This is a genomic window from Desulfuromonas soudanensis (assembly GCF_001278055.1).
Lineage (GTDB): Bacteria > Desulfobacterota > Desulfuromonadia > Desulfuromonadales > WTL > Deferrimonas > Deferrimonas soudanensis.
Map to the genome: position 1 here is coordinate 217,384 of NZ_CP010802.1, position 14,349 is coordinate 231,732.

Annotated in this window: 14 protein-coding genes; 4 read left to right on the forward strand and 10 right to left on the reverse strand. The window is 59.5% G+C overall.

The genetic code is table 11. From position 1 onward, the window contains the following. Positions 1-48: 48 nt before the first annotated feature. The 5 genes from DSOUD_RS00980 to DSOUD_RS01000 form a co-directional block, all read right to left on the reverse strand. A complete protein-coding gene (locus DSOUD_RS00980) occupies positions 49-1,737 on the reverse strand; it encodes a putative bifunctional diguanylate cyclase/phosphodiesterase (RefSeq protein ID WP_053549241.1) in 1,689 nt (562 codons plus the stop codon). 23 nt (positions 1,738-1,760) lie between these two features. Then, positions 1,761-2,204, reverse strand: a complete 444-nt coding sequence (locus tag DSOUD_RS00985) for a hypothetical protein (protein ID WP_053549242.1) — start codon at positions 2,202-2,204, stop codon at positions 1,761-1,763. Further along, positions 2,201-2,815 carry an acyl-homoserine-lactone synthase gene (locus tag DSOUD_RS00990; protein WP_053549243.1) on the reverse strand — a complete coding sequence of 205 codons (615 nt, stop codon included), beginning with the start codon at positions 2,813-2,815 and terminating at the stop codon, positions 2,201-2,203. Before DSOUD_RS00990 ends, DSOUD_RS00985 begins: the two co-directional genes overlap by 4 nt. A gap of 91 nt (positions 2,816-2,906) precedes the next feature. Next, the gene (locus DSOUD_RS00995; protein WP_053549244.1) at positions 2,907-3,656 is read right to left on the reverse strand and encodes a LuxR family transcriptional regulator; all 750 of its coding nucleotides are present in this window, start codon (positions 3,654-3,656) and stop codon (positions 2,907-2,909) included. Between the two features lie 226 nt (positions 3,657-3,882). Beyond that, positions 3,883-4,470, reverse strand: a complete 588-nt coding sequence (locus DSOUD_RS01000) for a DUF2179 domain-containing protein (RefSeq protein WP_053549245.1) — start codon at positions 4,468-4,470, stop codon at positions 3,883-3,885. A gap of 203 nt (positions 4,471-4,673) precedes the next feature. Between DSOUD_RS01000 and DSOUD_RS01005 the strand changes: the two genes are divergently transcribed. After that, the gene (locus tag DSOUD_RS01005) at positions 4,674-5,378 is read left to right on the forward strand and encodes an N-formylglutamate amidohydrolase (protein ID WP_053549246.1); all 705 of its coding nucleotides are present in this window, start codon (positions 4,674-4,676) and stop codon (positions 5,376-5,378) included. Positions 5,379-5,480: 102 nt separating this feature from the next. Continuing rightward, positions 5,481-7,895, forward strand: coding sequence for a mechanosensitive ion channel family protein (locus DSOUD_RS01010; RefSeq protein ID WP_082350992.1), 2,415 nt, complete (start codon positions 5,481-5,483; stop codon positions 7,893-7,895). Between the two features lie 53 nt (positions 7,896-7,948). On the opposite strand, the gene DSOUD_RS01015 is transcribed toward DSOUD_RS01010, so the two are convergent. Beyond that, complete coding sequence (locus DSOUD_RS01015; protein WP_053549248.1) at positions 7,949-8,296, reverse strand: YtxH domain-containing protein; 348 nt, start codon at positions 8,294-8,296, stop codon at positions 7,949-7,951. 147 nt (positions 8,297-8,443) lie between these two features. Between DSOUD_RS01015 and DSOUD_RS01020 the strand changes: the two genes are divergently transcribed. Further along, positions 8,444-9,433, forward strand: coding sequence for a beta-ketoacyl-ACP synthase III (locus DSOUD_RS01020; protein ID WP_053549249.1), 990 nt, complete (start codon positions 8,444-8,446; stop codon positions 9,431-9,433). Between the two features lie 288 nt (positions 9,434-9,721). On the opposite strand, the gene DSOUD_RS01025 is transcribed toward DSOUD_RS01020, so the two are convergent. Continuing rightward, positions 9,722-11,167 carry a NapC/NirT family cytochrome c gene (locus tag DSOUD_RS01025; RefSeq protein WP_053549250.1) on the reverse strand — a complete coding sequence of 482 codons (1,446 nt, stop codon included), beginning with the start codon at positions 11,165-11,167 and terminating at the stop codon, positions 9,722-9,724. 417 nt (positions 11,168-11,584) lie between these two features. Between DSOUD_RS01025 and DSOUD_RS18240 the strand changes: the two genes are divergently transcribed. Further along, positions 11,585-11,728: a hypothetical protein gene (locus DSOUD_RS18240; protein WP_157671694.1), complete on the forward strand. Its 144-nt coding sequence runs from the start codon at positions 11,585-11,587 to the stop codon at positions 11,726-11,728. Positions 11,729-11,816: 88 nt separating this feature from the next. On the opposite strand, the gene nrfD is transcribed toward DSOUD_RS18240, so the two are convergent. The 3 genes from nrfD to DSOUD_RS01040 are packed head-to-tail and all read right to left on the reverse strand — an operon-like array spanning position 11,817 to position 14,280. Next, on the reverse strand, positions 11,817-13,061 hold the full coding sequence (nrfD, locus tag DSOUD_RS01030) for an NrfD/PsrC family molybdoenzyme membrane anchor subunit (protein WP_053549251.1): 1,245 nt from the start codon (positions 13,059-13,061) through the stop codon (positions 11,817-11,819). Between the two features lie 2 nt (positions 13,062-13,063). Then, positions 13,064-13,837, reverse strand: a complete 774-nt coding sequence (locus DSOUD_RS01035; RefSeq protein ID WP_053549252.1) for a 4Fe-4S dicluster domain-containing protein — start codon at positions 13,835-13,837, stop codon at positions 13,064-13,066. A gap of 2 nt (positions 13,838-13,839) precedes the next feature. Further along, positions 13,840-14,280 (reverse strand): cytochrome c3 family protein, encoded by a 441-nt coding sequence (locus DSOUD_RS01040; RefSeq protein ID WP_279330642.1) that lies wholly within the window; start codon positions 14,278-14,280, stop codon positions 13,840-13,842. Between the last annotated feature and the right edge of the window lie 69 nt (positions 14,281-14,349).

Below are 14,349 nucleotides of genomic sequence, written 5' to 3' on the forward strand. Positions count from 1 at the left end.
GCTCTTTTCCCCTGAGCCGGTTCGCACCCTTCCCCCGAAAAACCCGATTCAGACCGGACGATAGTCTCCGGGCGTCGCCAGCGCCTTCATTGCCCATGGGGGGAAGCTGTCGGCGGGCATCGGTCGGGCAAAGAGATACCCCTGCAGCTGCGGGCAGCGCCAGGTGTTGAGCAGGCCCAACTGCGCTTCGGTTTCAACCCCTTCGGCAGTTACCCTGAGTCCGAGATTGCCGGCAAGGGAGAGGATGGCGAAGGCGATGGCCATGTCGTCGCTGTTCCCGGGAATTCCCTGGATGAAACTGCGGTCGATCTTCAGCCCGTTCACCGGAAAACGTTTGAGGTAGGCGAGGGAGGAATAGCCGGTTCCGAAATCGTCGATGGAGATATGTATTCCGAGAAGGGCGATGGCGCCGAGGGTGCCGGTAAGGCGTTCGCTCTCCTGCATCAGGACGCTTTCGGTGATTTCAAGATCGAGAGAACCGGCCTCAAGCCCTGTTTCCTTGAGAATTTCCTGAAGAAGAGGGACAAAATTTTTCTCGAGAAACTGGCGAGCGGAGATGTTGACGGCGACCCGCAGGTCGGGAAAGCCTTCGTCCTGCCAGGTCCGGCACTGAGCGCAGGCGATGCGCAAAACCCATTCTCCGGCGGCGATGATCAATCCGGTCTCTTCGAGCAGGGGGATGAATTCGTCGGGTCCCACCACCCCTCGGTCGGGGTGATTCCAGCGCATCAGGGCTTCGACCCCCAGAGGGGCGCCGGAGGCCGGATCGATCTGCGGCTGGTAGTAGACCTCGAATTCATTTCGTTCCAGTGCCCGGTAAAGGGCACTTTCCAGACGCAGACGCTGCCGGGCCTGGCTGTTCATCCCTTCGGTATAAAACTGATAGCTGTTGCGGCCGCTCAAACCGGCGCGGTACATGGCCGATTCGGCGTTGCGGATCAACTCTTCCGGCTGGTTGCCATCGTCGGGAAAGAGGGCGATACCGACGCTGGTCGAGGGGAAGACTTCCTGCTCTTCCACGAGAAAAGGGGCACTGAGACTCTCCCGGACCTTGCGTAGCAGAAGCGTGACTCCGGCCATCTCCGAGAGCCCCTCGATAAGGAGGGCGAATTTGGTGCCGCTGAGCCGGGCGACGGTGTCACTCTGGCGGACGCCACAGGAGAGACGGGAGGCGATCTCCTTGAGGAGGCGATCGCCGATGGCCAGGCCGAAGGAATCATTGAAATCCTTGAAACGCTTTAGATTGAAGACCAGCACGGCGGCCATGGACGCCTCCCGACGCGACCGGCTCAGTGCCTGCTTGAGCCGATCGCGAAAGAGCAGGTCGTTGGCCAGTCCCGTCAGAGGATCGAAGTTGGTGAGGTAGGCCAGGCGCGCTTCAACCACTTTGCTTTCCGAGCGATCCTCGATGGTGGCGATGAGGCCATTGCCCTTTTCCGGCTCTTCTCCCGTGGAGAGGAGGGTCAGGTCCCCGGGGAGGACCCGGCCGTTTTTGCAGGTCCAGTAAAGGCCGAGGCTCAGGGGGAGTGCCGGGGCGGTGGCGACATTGTGGATCAGGCGCCGGCAGGAGGGGGAACCCTCGCCATCGACCAGTTCAAACAGGGTCCGTCCGTGGAGTTCTCCGGCCGAAAAGCCGAGCAGGGTCTCCAGCGCCGGATTGCAGGAGGTGATGATCCCGCGTCTGTCGAGCAGGGCCATGGCGATGGAGGTCTGGCGGAAAAACGGCTCAAAGAGCATGGAGGGCTCCGGCGGCAAGGTGCTCAGCCATGAAGGCTGTCTTTGACCCGCAAGGGGAGATGATATTCAAAGAGGATCTCCGCCGGAGCCGGGAGGGGGCTCGGGCGCTCCTTTGCCGGGCTCCCGGAAAGACGGCAGTCGAGGAGCCGCAAACCCCGGGTGGAATGTTCGAAGGCTCCGATGAGACGGGGGATCTGTCCTTCGGGGTTGCGGTCTGTCGGGTAACGAAGGAAGGCGATGGGGATGGTGGCGTCGACGGCCTGGATCGCTTCGGCCACCGTCTGGGACTCCGGGCTCTCCTCGTTGTCTTCGAGAAAAACCAGGTCGTAATGAGCCCCACCGCGACGGGTGGCGGCGATGGCCTCGGCGCCGTGGCGGTAATGAGTGGCAAAGGCGCGATTGACCCTTCGCAGCACCCGAAGGAGCTGGCGGGTCTGGGGGAGGTGTCCGACCACCAGGACCTTCATGCAGCCTCCTGGGGGAGGCTGACGGTCCCCTGGCGGTAGACGGCCTGGCGAGTGGCGTCGTTGATGTCGATCCAGCAGGCGACGGAGAGGACCTTGCCGACCTTCTGGGATCTGCCGTCGCCGAAGCGGTAGATGGCCAGGCCGGTACTCTTGAGGAGTCGTTCGACGGCGACGCTGGTGACGAAGACATAATGGCGGATGCCGTTGCGGTCGGCGAAATCGACCCCGGCCCTCAGCAGATCGAAGGTGAGGTCACAGATATTGGCCTGGTCGCGGCCGGGCGTGCGGCCGGCGGACGGCACCACGGCGAAGCGGCTGATTTCCCAGATATGGGGATCGCTGGGAGCCGTCTCCTCGCGCAGCAACTGGGGAAAGATGTCCCTGAGCATGTAGGGACCGGTGGTGGGGAGGAGGCGCCAGCAGGCTTCGACCTGGCGCTGGCGGTTTCGGGTGAACATGTGAACGGGATTGAGCTTGTCGAAGCGGTCGTGCTCCAGCCCCTGGTCGCTGCCGACTTCCCAGCCGAGGCGGTCATGAAAAACCTGGTGACGAAAGCGGTACACATCGTGGATGGCGGGGTTTTCGGATCGGGCCAGAATGACACTGCTCATGGTAAATCCTCCTTGAAAAAAGATGGAGGAAGTTAACCATGAGGAGCTGCTTTCAGAAACTGTCAGATCTTACAGGCCGGGGATGGAGAAATCAGCCGAATTGGGGGGTGACCAGACGCAGGGAAATGGCGCGGGCGACGGCCTGCTGCCGATTGGTGACGTTGAGTTTGGTCCCTGCGTTCTGCAGGTGGAAGATGACGGTGCGCTCGGCGATGCCGAGGATTTGCGAGGTTTCCCAGGAGGTCTTCCCCTCGGCGCTCCACAAAAGGCATTCCCTCTCCCGGTCCGTGAGGCCGGGCTGGGGTCCGGCGGTGATTTCCCGAACCTCGACCAGCCGGCGGACGGCCTCGTGGAGATGGGCGGTAAGAAGCTGCAGTTCAGGGAGGGCGGCGACGATTTCCTGCTGCATCGCCTCCGGTTCCCGGGAGGAGACCATGGAGAGCATCGCCGATTCCCCCTGCCAGCCGTGGACGGGGAGACTCACCCCGCTGCGGAGACCGGAACTGCGGGATTCGTCCATGAATCGGCGCATGGCGGGATTTTCCCCTTCCCGGGGAGCCAGGCTGTTCCAGATGAGGGGGACGGTGCGGCTGGCGCAGTGGGCCACCGTCGGGTCGATCTGAAAGTAATTTTGCTCTTTGTAGTGCTCCCACCAGGGGGTGGGAAAGCCGCTGATGATGAAGAGGTGGGGGTGAACCAGGGAGGTGGGGGTGCGAGCACCGTAGATGAAGTGGTCGAAACCGAAGCCGGTGCAGGCTTCTGCGCAGAGGGCATGGATTTCATCCACCGAGTCGGTTCGATTGAGCGCGTCGATCAGTCCCATTGTCTCCGCTGTGGACATGGTTTCCTCCCCTGCCTGTTCAGAATCCCTGTGTAGTCTAACCTCAAGTCGGCAAAGAACAAACTATTTTTTTCATCCGGGGGGATTCGGAGGGGAGGAACGCCGGAAAGCAGAAGGCCCGGTTTCCTGCTGTTGGATGCCAAGGTCGCTCTCTTCCCCGGAATAGTCGATTTTGGCGGCACAAAAACCTTGAACCTTCCCCCTTTTCCGCCAGCGAGGCGCCGTGTTATTTGCGCTTGGTGGTGGAGAAGACGGAAAAAAGGTGGCGACGGGTGACGGGAATTTCCGCCGCTTCCTGGACAAAGCGGACGTCCTCGATGGTGTAAAAGGCTCGGGGGTTGAAGCGCTTGATGGTGGCGACGACCTCGGGAAGGTTTTTGCGTTTGACCACGGTGAAGATCAACTTGACCGGCCCGGCTTCCCCCCGGGCATCGACGCTGGTCACCCCGTACCCCGAATTTCTGAGAAAGCCCACCAGATCGTCGGCTTCGCGACGGGTGATGACCCGCACCAGCAAATTCCCCATGGCGAGTTTGCGCTCGAGGGAGATGCCGACGAAATTGCCGGTGGAAAAGCCGAGGGCGTAGGCGATGTAGGTCGCCGGGCTGTTGAGGTTTTGCATCACCTGGCCGATGGCCAGGAGCCAGATGAGAATCTCGAAAAAACCGACCAGGGCAGCGTAGTAGCGCATGCCCCGGGAGACGTAGATGATGCGCAGGGTTCCGAAGGTCACGTCGGCGATTCTCGCGCAGAAAATCAGGGCCGGAACCACGATCAGGGGAAAAAGATCCCCCTGGGGGAAAATGTCAGTCATGGTGTCACCTCCCGGGTCGACGCTAGCATGGGAGTCGGGATTTTTCAACGGGCAAAGGGTGCCCGGGATCCCTGTTATAATGGGAAGCAGGAAGGCGGCAACCCCTGAAGCCGCTGCACCCGTGCAACCCTTATCCCGCCAGGCTCTGCTCGATCTGTCCTGTTGCGGTGGGGTTTTTTTCGCAGAAGGGAGGGGGATTTCTGATGTTTGATTTCTGCTTCGTCAGCTGCGAACATGGCGGCAACCGGGTCCCGAGGATCTACCGGAGCCTGTTTTCGGGTGCCGGGGATCTCCTCCGGAGCCATCGCGGCTACGACATCGGAGCTCTGGCCTTTGCACGGAGGCTGGCAACGTCTCTTGGGGTCCCCCTCCATGTCAACGGGGTGACCCGCCTCCTTGTGGATGCCAATCGTTCGCCGTCCAGCCGCACCCTTTTCTCCGAGTTCTCCCGCAACCTGCCGGCTTCCCGCCGGGAATCGATTTTGGCGAATTATTATCATCCCTACCGCCGGGTCGTCGAGGCCGAAGTATCGGCGGCTATCGCCTCTGGAGCCAGGGTGATCCATCTCTCCGTCCACACCTTTACGCCGGTTTTCGCCGGCTCGGTGCGGAGGGCGGACATCGGACTCCTCTACGATCCGCGCCGCCGTGCCGAACTTCTCCTGTGCCGGAAGTGGCAAAAGCACCTGCAAAGGGAGGACCCCGGCCTCAGGGTCCAGTGCAACAATCCCTATCGGGGGACCTCCGACAGTGTAGTCACCGCGCTCCGTCGTCGTCATGACGAAATGTCCTATCTCGGGATCGAGATCGAGATCAACCAGAAATTTCCTCAGGGGAACGCGACCGGATGGCGCCGTCTCCAGGCCCTCCTTGTCGCCACCTGTCCGATGGCGGTTTCCGGTTTCTAAATCAGGAGCGGATTCCCAACGGCTCAATATCCTGCTAGAATCACAGCGGTGCAAAACGCCTGTCTCCGGAAATCCTGCCGGGGTTCGTCTGTGGGAGTGACCATGCCGCGATTGTGTTTGTTCGTTCTGCTCTTCTTTTTCCTCGCCTGTCCTTTGGCTGCCGAAGAGGCGAAACCGCCCGTTTCCGAACCGGTCTATCCAGGACTGGCGGAGATCGTCCCCCGTGCCTCCATGGTGACCGAGGATGCCGGTCGGGCCGCGGCCAAGATTGCCGAGGTGGCCGACACCTCTTCCTTTGATGCTCAGCTCAAGGATGCCCGCCAACGTCAGGATGAATTGTTTCAGCGAATCGCCGCCCTCGGTCCCCTTGAAGGCTGGAACGTCGACCGTCTCCTTGAGTTTCGCGGCCTCGTCACCGAGCAGAGGCTGGCGATAAAGAAGCTGCTTGATGTTGTTTCTGCGCGGATCAGTGAGGTGGACGGCATTCGCCGGGAATGGAACCGGAAGTGGGATTTCTGGACGGGGTGGGAGGAGTCGCTGCAGGGGCAGCAGCTCAAGATTCCAAAGGAGTCCTTTCGTGAAGCACGCCGGGAAATCGACGGGATCCTCAAAAAGACGGCGATCCTGGCGGCCCCTCTGGTGGCGCTGCAAAAGGAGGTGACCTCTCTCCAGGAAAAAAATCTCGATCTGCTGGAGCGCATCGACGGCAACCTCAAGATTCTCCGTCAGGAGATTTTCAAGAAAACGGCCCCCTCCTTCGGCAACCCCGAATATTATCGCCAGTACGGGGAGGATCTCTGGAAGGCGGTGAAGAACGGCGTCGCCGAGGTTCAGCACGTGCGCCCCGACTTCTTGAGCAGCCAGGGGTGGGTGGCGATTCTCCAGGGGGTCGTGGCTCTGGCTCTTGTCGGTTTTATCCTGGTCAAGCGCCGCCAGGCCGCGGAGAGCAAGGAATGGGAATTTATCACTCTTCATCCCTGGGCGACGGGTGTCTTCGTCGCCGTCTCCGCCTTCAGCGCGTTCTATACCAATCCCCCCACGCTGTGGCGTCTCCTTCTGTGGATTTTCGCCGCTCTCTCGGCGGCTGTCCTTATCTCAGGGCTGCTGAAAAATCCCCGGAAGATCCTGATGGTCAGACTTCTGGCCTTTTTGTTCGTCCTTTCCCTGGCCTTGAAGATCGTCGCCCTCCCCCAGCCCCTTTATCGCCTCTACCTTGTTCTTCTCTGCCTGGCCGGCATCCCTCTGCTCCTGGTTATGGCGAAAAGGAACCTGGCCGCGCACAAAGGGAAGTCCGACGGTTTTACCCTGGCCCTGCGTTGCGGGGCGATGATCCTGGGAGGCTCCCTGCTCGCCCAGTTCGGCGGATACAGCAATCTGGCCGCCCGGATCTTCGAATCGTCCATCAACAGCGTCTTTCTCGGTTTGTTCGCGGCCATGGCCATCCGCCTCGGCCGGGGGGGGATCGACTACCTGATTTCGTTGGCGCTCCTGCGCGGACGACGCTTTTTCCGTCGTCACGGCAGCGAGTTCGCCGATCGTCTCAAGGGGGCGTTTCAGGTCTTCGTGATCGCCTATGCCCTCCTCTATCTCCTGGAAGTCTGGGGGATCTACGACACCGTCGGCCAGGCCTGGACGGACCTTCTCGATCTCGGTTTCACTCTCGGCGGGACCTTTGTTTCGGTACAGATGGTGCTGATGGCGGGGCTGGTATTTTACCTCTCGGTGGTATTTTCCTGGCTCCTGAGCGCCTTTCTCGATACGAACATCTTTCCCGCCAAGGGGTATGACCGTGGAGTGCGCGATGCCATCAAAAAGCTCCTCCACTATGCCCTTCTGCTTCTCGGTTTCCTTCTGGCAATGAGCCTTGCGGGGGTCGAACTGAAGACCTTCGCTTTTCTCGCCGGCGCCCTGGGGATCGGCATCGGATTCGGTTTGCAGGACGTCGTCAACAACTTCGTCAGCGGCATCATCCTCCTCTTCGAAAGGCCGATCAAGGTGGGAGATCTGGTTGTTCTCGATACGGAGTGGGGGACGGTCCGCAAGATCGGGCTGCGCTCCACGGTGATTGAAACCCTCGATCAGTCCGAAATCATCGTCCCCAACTCCATGCTGATTTCGGAAAAGGTGACCAACTGGACCCTGTCGACCAAAATGGCGCGGGTGGTGATCCCCGTCGGTGTGGCCTACGGCAGTGACGTCACCCTGGTCCTCGGCATTTTGTCCGAAGTTGGTAATGCCCACCCCGACGCCACCCAGGACCCGCCTCCATCGCCGATCTTCACCCGCTTTGGCGAGAGTTCCCTCGATTTCGAGCTCCGTGTGTGGATCGCCGACATCTCCTCGCGGCTGCGTGTGACCAGCGAACTCAATCAGGAGATCGATCGCCGCTTCCGCGAAGCCGGAGTCGAAATCCCCTTTCCCCAGCGCGATCTCCATCTGCGCTCTGTCGATCCTGCGGTTCTGGTCCGGTCCTCCCCGTCGCCTCTGGAAGGGGGCGTCGAAGAGACCTCTGAATAAAAGGAGGGGCGCTCCCTCGGGAACGCCCCTCCTTTTATCCGCCGGCCAAGGGTTTATTCCCAGAGCTGGTTCAATTTTTTCCGCTGCTGCTCGAGGTTTTTTTGTCCCCGTTCGATAGAGTCGATGAGATGGCGGCGCCAGGATTCGGCCACCTCGCTGCCGCGTTCGAGCATTTCGGAGGTGCGGTCGCCGACGTCATCGACTGCCGCAGTGATGGAATCGGCGGTATCGCGGATCATTTCCTCTGTTTCGTTCCGAACCTTTTTCCCGTAACGGCTTATCTGTTTGCGGGTGCGCCTCCCCGACTGGGGTGCGAAGAGAAGTGCGAGACCGGCCCCGATGACTCCGCCGGCCACGAGCATCATTGCCCCCACCGTGCCGTTATTACCATTGTCCGCCATGTTGTCCTCCTTGTCAGTGAATTGCCTTCCCTAAGACTTTTAACATAAATCCAGTTACCTGCAAGGCGATGGCCCTTGTATCTTGAGAACCCGGTCCAATCGTGCTATCTTGCCGGACGTGTTACGTTTGCCAGCCAGGAGCCAGGGATGAACAAGAAACCGCATGCCATGATCCTCGGGACAGGCCGAGCCCTCCCGGAAAAAATACTCACCAATGCCGATCTTGAAAAGATCGTTGCAACCTCGGACAGCTGGATCTTCGAACGCACCGGAATCCGGGAACGAAGGGTCGCCGAACCGGGGGTTCCCCTTTCGGTGCTGGCCGTGGGCGCGGCCCGGGCGGCCCTGGAAGACGCCGGAATCGCGGCGACCGAAATCGATTTGATCGTTCTCGGCACCGTGACCGGCGACATGAAATTTCCGGCGACCGCCTGCCTGGTTCAGGAACAGCTCGGCGCCACTAATGCGGCAGCCTTCGATATTTCCGCCGCCTGTTCCGGCTTTCTCTACGGATTGCAGATCGCCGCGGCCCTGATGGCCAGCGCCGGTTACCGACATGCTTTGGTGATCGGCGGCGAGGTCTTGACTTCGATGGTCAATTGGGAGGACCGCGATACCTGCGTCCTCTTCGGTGACGGGGCAGGCGCCGTCGTTCTCGGCCCCTCCGATGGCCGGCGCGGCCTCGTGCACGGTGTCCTCGGCAGCAACGGGGCTTTCAGCCAACTCCTCTACAATCCGGGGTGCGGAAGCCTCAATCCCCCCACGGTCGCCAATGTGGCCGAAAAGCTTCATACCATCCGCATGGAGGGACGTGAAGTCTTCCGTCACGCCGTGACGTCCATGACAACCGCCCTGCAACGGGCTCTGGACGAGGCCGGTCTCACCGCCGGCGACCTCGACCTGCTGATTCCCCACCAGGCCAACATGCGGATCATCGAGGCCGTCACCAAGCGCTTTGGTGTGGTGACGGAGAAGGTTTATGTCAATGTTGAACGGTACGGCAACACCTCAGCGGCTTCGATTCCCATCGCCCTTGACGAAGCCCTCCGAGGCGGGCGCATCAAGTCCGGAGATACCGTCGGACTGGTCACCTTCGGCGCCGGCTTCACCTGGGCAGCCGCCATCCTCCGTTTCTGAAAATTTTCCTGCCAGGGGATTAAAATCCTTGGCTGCCAATTTTAATCGCCCCCTTGCACCTTTCCATTTTCGTTATAGACTTGGAAACAACGAGAAAGGAGGGGCGTCAATCGCAAAGGGTCGTCACAATCGATAATTGATTCAAACCGGCCCCTTCGGGGGTATTCATCGCCCTGCCCCGCAGAGCGAAGACGCCGGGCACCTGAGCAAACCGGCCGACAAAAAAATCCCTTCGCACCGTGAGGTGCGAAGGGATTTTTCGTTTCGGTGCCGTGAGCAGTCCGGGTGTTATTCCCCCCGAAGTTCCTTCAGGATGGCCGGATTTTCCTCCTCCTCGGCGAGGATGGTGTGACAGGTGTCGCAGTCCATGGAAATCGCTTCCCCCGAGTCGGACTGGTGCTCCTCGTCGTGGCACCGGAAGCAGCCGAGGTCCTCATCATGGCCGATATGGCTGGTGTATGTCCCCCACTCGATCTTCATTTCCGGGAAGACATTTTCTGCATAAGCAGCCTGCACGCCGCGGATGGCATCCTCGAGATCCTTGCTCTGTTCGCGGACCAGGTCCGGGTAGTTCTCCTGGTACCAGCTGTTGAGCGCCTCGGCGATGGCGGTTTTGGCTTCGTCCTGACTGGCGTAGGAGGGAGCAACCACCTCCATCGCTTTTTTCTTGATATAGGGGAGGCTCACCGGGATCTCTCCGGAGAGGATTTTGTTGTCGATTGCCTTGCCGGCGGGGAGATAGACGTGGGACGGGCGGTTGTGGCAGTCGATGCAGTCCATGGCCCGCACCTCCCCTTCAGCCTGGGCCAGAAGCTCCTCGGCGTCAGAAGTGCGGTAGACGACCTGGGAGCCGTCCGCCTTGTTCAGGGTGACTTCGGGAATGGTCATGCGTTCGTAGTCCGCCGAACGGTAGGTGATGCTGTTTTCCGGCGCGACGTGCCAGTGAATGCCGTGAGAGCTCACGGCCCGGTCGCCGGCTGTTCCGATTTTCATCAGCAGCACCGTCTTCACCTGGGTGTTCTCTTCGTCCTCGAGGAATTTTTCCTTGACCACCAGTTTGTCGCCGTGGAACTTCTCCGGGCGGTGGCACTCCTCACAAGTGTCGCGGGCCGGGCGCAAACCGTGGACCGGTGTCTTGATCGGCCGCGGGTAGGTATCGAGGGCGACGGCCACAAGCTGGCGGGTGCCGGAGATTTTCGACTTGACGAACCACTGGGCGCCGGAGCCGATGTGGCATTCGACGCAGGTAACCCGGGAGTGGGCGGAGTTCTGATAGGCCGTGTGCTCAGGGTTCATGACGGTGTGGCAGAACTGACCGCAGAATCCGACGGACTCCATGTAGTGGTAGCCGCTGTAGCCGAGAAGGCCGAATATGAAGAGGTTGACGCAGGTGAGAAAAACACCGACGAAGATGATTTTGCGCAAGCGGTTGAAGCCGACCTGATCGGTGAAGTGGTTGCGCAGGTACTCGAGGGTGAAAAGTCGAACCTCCTCTTTGCCTTTGAAGAAAAAGAGGCCGAGAAAGACCATGACGAGGCCGGCGATGAAGGTCGGCCCCATGATCATGTAGATGGCAAAGCCGAAATAGGGGTTTTCGATCATACCGAGCAAATCGATGATGATCGAACCGAGGAGGAAGGGGAATACCACGGTGGTGATCATGGCGCCGATCAGGGAGACCCGGCTCCTGGCAATCCCCTTGAAGAAACTTCTTATGACATCGGTCAGGGTCATCTTGCTACCTCCAGCATTTGGTTTTATAGGGTTTCGGTATGTAAATCAGGATCGTCGAAAGGGTGGGGGCGGCTGTCCAGGAAATCGCCACGCGGCCAGCATTTTTTGGGCGGGATCAGCCACCAGCAATAATGACGCCATGCAACCCCATCCAAAAGTAGTCTTTTAGCAAAAAAATCGCGAGATTAACACTTAAAAAGCATAAATGTTACCTGTCCGGGAGGAGAAAAGGGCCTACTTTTGCCCGGATTTCATATTGCATAGCGAAATAAATACTGTTATTGTGAAAAAGTAAAATTACATCAGACTAATCGCGGGTGATACTTGGGAACGTCTCCGGCGACCACCCTCCACCACGATGAAGACAGGCTCCATTGCATCGGGAATCGATCACACCCCATAGGAAGGAAGGTATCTATGAAAGCAGGAAATCGTTACGGAGAGACACCGAGTACAACCACCGTCGTTAACATTCTGCTCTACGGCGGTGTTTTGGCCGTTGTCGTTGCGGTCTTCATCGCTTGGCCAGCCCTGGCCCATATCGGCTCCAAAATTTTCTAGTACCAGGGACCCTTTATGCCCGGACCAAAGCAAAGAGGCCGTATCCCTTCCGGGGTACGGCCTCTTTGCTTTGGCGGAGGGGGAATGATCAGTGTTTTTCGTCCCTGATGAAGGCGGGGAAGATCTTGTTGAGAAAATAGAAAAGGATGAACGGGGTGATGGCTACGGAGACGGCTCCCGTCAGCCCCTCCTTGAAGGTCTCCATGCTGGTGGGGATGACCGGCATATGGTATTCCATGAACCCGGCAAAGGTCAGGGAAAACGCCTGCCCGCCGATGACGACGTTCCAGCGCATCATGAAGACCCCGAAGAGGACGAGGAGGCAGGCGAGGCAGGCCCGGCGGGTACTGAGGCGCGGAAGAAGAAGGAGAATGAAAGGGAGGACGTTGCCGATTCCGTACTGGAAGATGAATATTTTCACGAAGTCCTTGTTGTAGATGACCTCGCGAATGATGTCCCACGACTTGACCGCCGTATAGCCGCGGAAAATGACGTCGAGAAGTTCGAGGGTGATGGCCAGGGTCATGAAGAGAAGTAGATAGCGCGCCGTCGAATGGACTTCGTGTTTCTCGATGCTGCGCAGCTCGGCGATCTGGCCGGGACCTGGCTGACTCCGTTTGGCGATCATTTTGCGGATTTCCATAAAGACCGCATAGCTCAGGATGCACAGGGCGATCCCCGAAACGATGGCGGAACAGATGAAGATCACCGGCATCAGCGGCGTCATCCACAGAGCGTTGGCCTTGACCGAGCCGAAGATGAATCCGGCATAGCCGTGGAGAAAGCAGGCGACAGGGATGCCGATGGTCGCCAGGAGGCGAACGGCCTTGTGGTCGGCGGCAACGGCCTTCTCGCTCAGGTCATAGGCTCCCAGGGCGATGATCTTGTGAATCGTCAGAAGCAGCGTTTCCCCGGCGGAACGGTCGACTTTTTCCCTTAGGCGGACGATGTTCCTGACGATGTAGGTGCGGTAGACGAACCAGATCTCGGCGGCCACAATGAAGCCGTAGCCGAGAAAAACGATGCCGAAGGCCGAGATGGCCGAGGTGAAATGGGGGGTCATGAGGACGTGAACCCCGCGAAGGGGCTGCTGGAGATGGAGCATCAGCGGCATCATGGCCACCGGCAGCAGGGCGAAGGAGAAGACCAGGGCAAAGCGGGCGATATTCTTCAGGCTCTCGACGTTGAAGACGTGGTAGAGGGAGGAGAGGACGAAGGCGCCGGCGACCAGGCCGGTCATGTAGGGGTACATGACGATTTGGATCGACCAGTAGATGTACTCGTTGGGGAGAACAAAGAGTTCTTTGATTGTCCAGAGCTCACCGTGCACCATGACTATCTCACCTCCTTGTTCAGGCCGATGTAGAGGACCTGCGGCTTGGTACCGAACTCATCCTTGAGAATTCCGACGCGCTGGGTGAGGAGAATTTTGGTGATGGGGTCGTCGGGGTCCTTCAGGTTGCCGACCTGGCGTGCGCCGAAGGGACAGGCCTGGGCGCAGGCGGTGTTGAGACCCTTGGTGATGCGGTGGTAGCAGAAGTTGCATTTGTCGGCGACGTGGGTAACGGGATTAAAGAAGCGCGCTCCGTAGGGGCACCCCATGATGCAGTAGCCGCAGCCTATACACCACTTCCTGTCGACAAGGACCACCCCGTCGTCGGCCTGGTAGGTGGCGCCCACCGGGCAGACTTGAACGCAAGGGGGATTGTCGCACTGGTTGCAGAGTTTGGGGACGAAGAAGGCCTGGGAAATTTCATCCTGGGGAACATCCTCGAATCCTTCCGAGGCACGATCGATCTTGCTGGTCGTGAATCCGTCGCGGGCCCCCTTGGGAGAGTCGGCCAGAACCCTGCCGTCATTGAGGGTGACGTAGCGTTCCACCCAGGTGCGGGTGACGTTGGCCTCGAAGGGGATTTCGTTTTCCGTCTTGCACGCCTTCACGCAGAACCCGCAACCGACGCATTTGTAGGTGTCGACCAAAAATCCCCAGCGAACCTCGGGGTGTGCGGCCAGGACCTCGCGGACGTCGAAAAATTCCAGCGCACCCAGTGACACGGAGGCCCCGGAGACGAACATCAGCGAGGTTTTCAGAAACTCGCGTCGCTTCATCTTCACATCTCCTCCAGGTTCGGGTTGTGGGGGTTGTGACATTCGGTACATTCCAGGCCGGGATTGTGTTCACCGTCATCGATCCCGGGGATGCTGTTCCGGCCACTCGACGGCATGAAGAGCTCGGCATGGCAGCGAAGGCAAAGTTCCCGGCTGCGGTCGATGGCCAGCTTTTCCGGGTTCTCCGGGTGATCGAGGGCCGCTCCGTGGCAGTTTTCGCAGGGGATCAAGCCGTGCAGTGTCATCTTGAGAGCAGTCCCCTTTTCTTCATGGCATTCCAGGCAACTGTCGCTTCCCCGGTATTTGACCGGAAAATTTTTCCATTCCTCCTCATTGCCCGCCCGATGATAGCTGTACATGTAGCCCCGTTCCTGTGTTCCGAAATCTTTCGGTACATAGATGATCCTCGCCAGTAAAATGAGGATCACGATCCCGATTACCACCAGAAGTGGCCTCCAGACGTGATTTTTCACCGACCTCCCCTTTCTTCATTGTTGATAGCAGCCGCATGT

Excerpts from the sequence above, each read along its gene's own strand:
- DSOUD_RS01010 (WP_082350992.1), top strand. The coding sequence starts at position 5,481 with ATGCCGCGATTGTGTTTGTTCGTTCTGCTCTTCTTTTTCCTCGCCTGT.
- DSOUD_RS01015 (WP_053549248.1), bottom strand. The coding sequence starts at position 8,296 with ATGGCGGACAATGGTAATAACGGCACGGTGGGGGCAATGATGCTCGTG.
- DSOUD_RS00995 (WP_053549244.1), bottom strand. The coding sequence starts at position 3,656 with ATGTCCACAGCGGAGACAATGGGACTGATCGACGCGCTCAATCGAACC.
- DSOUD_RS01025 (WP_053549250.1), bottom strand. The coding sequence starts at position 11,167 with ATGACCCTGACCGATGTCATAAGAAGTTTCTTCAAGGGGATTGCCAGG.
- DSOUD_RS00990 (WP_053549243.1), bottom strand. The coding sequence starts at position 2,815 with ATGAGCAGTGTCATTCTGGCCCGATCCGAAAACCCCGCCATCCACGAT.
- DSOUD_RS00985 (WP_053549242.1), bottom strand. The coding sequence starts at position 2,204 with ATGAAGGTCCTGGTGGTCGGACACCTCCCCCAGACCCGCCAGCTCCTT.
- DSOUD_RS01035 (WP_053549252.1), bottom strand. The coding sequence starts at position 13,837 with ATGAAGCGACGCGAGTTTCTGAAAACCTCGCTGATGTTCGTCTCCGGG.
- DSOUD_RS01020 (WP_053549249.1), top strand. The coding sequence starts at position 8,444 with ATGAACAAGAAACCGCATGCCATGATCCTCGGGACAGGCCGAGCCCTC.
- nrfD (WP_053549251.1), bottom strand. The coding sequence starts at position 13,061 with ATGGTGCACGGTGAGCTCTGGACAATCAAAGAACTCTTTGTTCTCCCC.
- DSOUD_RS01005 (WP_053549246.1), top strand. The coding sequence starts at position 4,674 with ATGTTTGATTTCTGCTTCGTCAGCTGCGAACATGGCGGCAACCGGGTC.
- DSOUD_RS00980 (WP_053549241.1), bottom strand. The coding sequence starts at position 1,737 with ATGCTCTTTGAGCCGTTTTTCCGCCAGACCTCCATCGCCATGGCCCTG.
- DSOUD_RS18240 (WP_157671694.1), top strand. The coding sequence starts at position 11,585 with ATGAAAGCAGGAAATCGTTACGGAGAGACACCGAGTACAACCACCGTC.
- DSOUD_RS01000 (WP_053549245.1), bottom strand. The coding sequence starts at position 4,470 with ATGACTGACATTTTCCCCCAGGGGGATCTTTTTCCCCTGATCGTGGTT.